Raw genomic sequence first — 2,752 nt, 5'->3', positions numbered from 1 at the left:
ATGCGCGGCTCGGCAACGGCGGGACAGCTCGGCCACATCACTGTCGACGTCAATGGCGAGGTTTGCGCCTGCGGCCGCCGCGGCTGCGTCGAAACCACCAGTTCGGGCACGGCGCTTGGCCGCCACATTGCGCGCGCCGGGCTCGGCGCCGACATTTCTGTCGATCAGCTCTTGGCCCGCGATGCGGCCGGCGACGTCCACGCGCGTGCCATTCTCGACGCCTGGGCGAGACCCTTGCGTGCCGCTATCGACACCGCCGTTGCCGTGCTTGCTCCCGATCTGGTGCTGCTTGGCGGCGGCCTTGGCCAGGCGGCACATGCAGCCCTCGACCGCGCGCCGGCGCTGGCGCCCTGGTACCAATGCCACGTCGAACCCGCCCAGCTCGGCGACGACGCCGGCGTGATCGGCGCTGGCCTGCAGGCGCTGGCGGCGGGGCCGCAGGCGGTTCCGGTTTCGCCCTTGACGCAGTCCAGCCACGCCAGGCGCGCCGTGCTCGTCAACGGCATCCCTGCCAGCGGCAAGAGCACGGTCTCGCGCGGCATCGCCGACCGCATGGGCTGGCCGTTGCTGGCGCTCGACACGATCAAGAACCCGTTCCTCGAAGTGCTCGGCGGCGGCGACCGCCTGTTCAACCGCACGCTCGGCCGCGCCAGCTACCAGGCCATCTGGTCGGCCGTCGGTGAAGCCCCTGCCGGTACCACCTTCATCGTCGACGCCTGGTTCGGCTTCCAGCCGCGTGAGGTTCTCGAGGATCATCTGCGAAAGGCTGGCGTCGAACAGACCGTGGAGATCTGGTGCCACGCGCCCGGCGAAGTGCTTGCCGAGCGCTATGGCGCCCGGCTCGACCAGCGCCCCGCCGGCCATCCCGGTGCCGCCTATATCCCCGAGCTGATCGAACTCGCCAAGCGCGCCGAGCCGCTGCGGCGTGGGCCGCTCTTCGACGTAGACACGACAAAGCCGATCGACTTCGATGCCATCACGGCCTGGCTCCGAGCCGCCATGGCTAGTGGTGCATAGGCTTCACGCCGGTGGCCGCAGCGCCGTGCGGGCGATCTGCCAGGCGGATTCGACATGGCGCCGCGCCGCGGCTTCCGCCTCTTCCGGCTTGCGTGCTCGGATCGCATCCATGATCTCGTTCATCTCGGCGATCGCCGCTTCGCGCCGGTTGGTCGAGACAATGGTCATCGAACGAAGCTGATTGATGCGGACATTCAGCCCGCTGACGATTTCCCAAGCGACACGCTTGTCCGCGGCCTCGAACAGCGCCTCGTAGAATTTCGTTGTCGCCCGCATCACCGCCGGCGGTGTCCCCGACGCCCATGCGTCGAACAGATCCGCCAGCGCGCGTTCGAGCGTTGCCAGTTGCTCGCCGGTGGCCGACAAGGCGCAGGCGCGCGCTGCAATACCCTCAAGCAGAGCCCTGAGCTCATAGATCTCGTCGGTACGGCCAAGGTCGGGCCTCGCCACCGCGGGCCCATGTCCGGGGATCATCTGCACGAGCCCCTCGGCCTCCAGCTGCCGCAGAACCTCGCGCACAACGGAACGGCTGACGCCGAGCTGGTCGCAAAGCGGCCGTTCGACCAGCCTTTCGCCAGGCTGGAAATGGAAATCCATGATCGCGTCGCGCATGCGCTCCAGCGCCAGCGTCCTCAAGGTCTTGGCGCTGCGGTCGATGCGAAGCGTGTCGTCTGGCATGTCTTGTCTCCTGCGCTGTCACGAAAACAGATTCCATGCCAGGTTGACAAGGTACTTGGCGCTCCATAGCATGGTATACCATAAGATGATACGGGGATCGGACGGCCCCAAGGCATCACCGACCCGAGGATTCCATGCAGCCTGCCATTCGCAAGATCGTGACCTATACCGAGAACACGCTGATCGAAGGCGGCAAGGCCGCCCCCCGGCCGCTGCGCCTGATCGGCGTCGCCGCGGTGCTGACCAATCCCTGGGCCGGTCGCGGCTTCACCGATGACCTTTCGCCCGAAATCCGCGCCTGCGCACCGGTGCTGGGAGAGATCCTGACCCGCGAGATCATTGCCATCGCTGGTTCCGGCGAGGCGATCGAGGGCTACGGCAAGGCGGCCATTTGCGGCACGTCGGGCGAGATCGAGCATGCTTCGGCGCTGATCCACACACTGCATTTCGGCAACCATTATCGCCGCGCCGTCGGCGCCAAGACCTATCTTGCCTTCACCAATCTGCGCGGCGGGCCGAACACACCGATCATGATCCCGCTGATGGACAAGAATGACGAGGGACGGCGCTCGCATTACCTGACCGTGCATTTCCAGATCGGCGATGCGCCGGCGCCGGACGAGCTGGTGGTGGCGCTTGGCGCGTCGATCGGCGGTCGCCCGCATCACCGCATCGGCGACCGCTATCARGACCTCAAGGAGCTTGGGGACGTGCATGGCTGACGCTTTCGCATGGGCTCGACAGGACACGGCGCCCGACGGCACCGGCTTCATCCGAGCCGGCGCGGGCACGCCGGTGCTGTTCATCCACGGTGTCGGCATGAACGCGGCGATCTGGCAGCCGCAGATCGAGCGCATGGCAGACCGCTTTGACGTGATCGCCATCGACATGCTCGGCCATGGCCTTTCGCCGCTGCCGCCGCAGCACCCGGAACTGGCCGACTACGCCGACCAGGCCGTTCGCCTGCTCGACCATCTCGGCCTCGACAAGGTGTCCGTCGTTGGCCATTCGATGGGTGCACTCGTTGCCCAGGAACTCGCGCTGCACGCACCGGAGC

At 67.1% G+C, this 2,752-nt stretch carries 4 protein-coding genes; 3 read left to right on the top strand and 1 reads right to left on the bottom strand.

Going from position 1 to position 2,752, the window contains the following annotated elements; translation table 11 throughout:
• Positions 1–1,017: ROK family protein (locus AC1DX0_RS34195; RefSeq protein WP_477358762.1), on the top strand; the 1,017-nt coding region annotated here is incomplete at its 5' end.
• Positions 1,018–1,020: 3 nt separating this feature from the next.
• On the opposite strand, the gene AC1DX0_RS34190 is transcribed toward AC1DX0_RS34195, so the two are convergent.
• Positions 1,021–1,695, bottom strand: a complete 675-nt coding sequence (locus AC1DX0_RS34190; protein ID WP_477220264.1) for a GntR family transcriptional regulator — start codon at positions 1,693–1,695, stop codon at positions 1,021–1,023.
• Positions 1,696–1,829: 134 nt separating this feature from the next.
• Between AC1DX0_RS34190 and AC1DX0_RS34185 the strand changes: the two genes are divergently transcribed.
• A complete protein-coding gene (locus AC1DX0_RS34185) occupies positions 1,830–2,417 on the top strand; it encodes an amino acid synthesis family protein (RefSeq protein WP_477220265.1) in 588 nt (195 codons plus the stop codon).
• Positions 2,410–2,752, top strand: a 343-nt coding sequence (locus AC1DX0_RS34180) for an alpha/beta fold hydrolase (RefSeq protein WP_477358758.1), incomplete at its 3' end; no start/stop codon positions are given. The genes AC1DX0_RS34185 and AC1DX0_RS34180, both read left to right, overlap by 8 nt.

The organism is Mesorhizobium sp. P3_A9 (assembly GCF_056402975.1).
This window is presented reverse-complemented; position numbering and strand designations above follow the sequence as displayed.

Bases quoted from the DNA above. Each gene is read 5' to 3' on its own strand.
- AC1DX0_RS34190 (WP_477220264.1), bottom strand. From the start codon at position 1,695: ATGCCAGACGACACGCTTCGCATCGACCGCAGCGCCAAGACCTTGAGG.